This window comes from Erythrobacter donghaensis (assembly GCF_001557325.1).
Lineage (GTDB): Bacteria > Pseudomonadota > Alphaproteobacteria > Sphingomonadales > Sphingomonadaceae > Erythrobacter > Erythrobacter donghaensis_B.
On the sequence record NZ_LSJS01000019.1, the window covers coordinates 1 to 399 of the forward strand.

The following is a 399-nucleotide window of genomic DNA, read 5'->3' on the forward strand; positions in this document are numbered from 1 at the left end:
TCGAAGAGCTCGAGGCTGACGCGGCCGAAGACGACCTGATCGCCGAGGCGGCGGCGGCTAAGACCACCACGGTCACCGCCTTCGAGCGCAAGCGGCCCGCAAGGAAGCCGTTCCCCGAGCACCTGCCGCGCGAGCGTGTCGTGGTGCCTGCGCCCTGTTCCTGCCCGGCCTGCGGCGGCGGTCGGCTCTCCAAGCTTGGCGAGGACGTCACCGAGACGCTCGAGGTGATCCCGCGCTCGTGGAAGGTGATCCAGACGGTGCGCGAGAAGTTTGCGTGCCGGGACTGCGAGAAGATCGCGCAGGCGCCGGCACCGTTCCACGTGGTTCCGCGCGGGTGGGCGGGCCCCAGCTTCCTCGCCATGCTCCTGTTCGAGAAGTATGGGCAGCATCAGCCCCTCA

General features: G+C 69.4%; 1 protein-coding gene. It reads left to right on the plus strand.

Going from position 1 to position 399, the window contains the following annotated elements; genetic code table 11:
• Nucleotides 1–399: IS66 family transposase zinc-finger binding domain-containing protein (locus AX692_RS00300; RefSeq protein WP_196491738.1), on the plus strand; the 399-nt coding region annotated here is incomplete at both ends.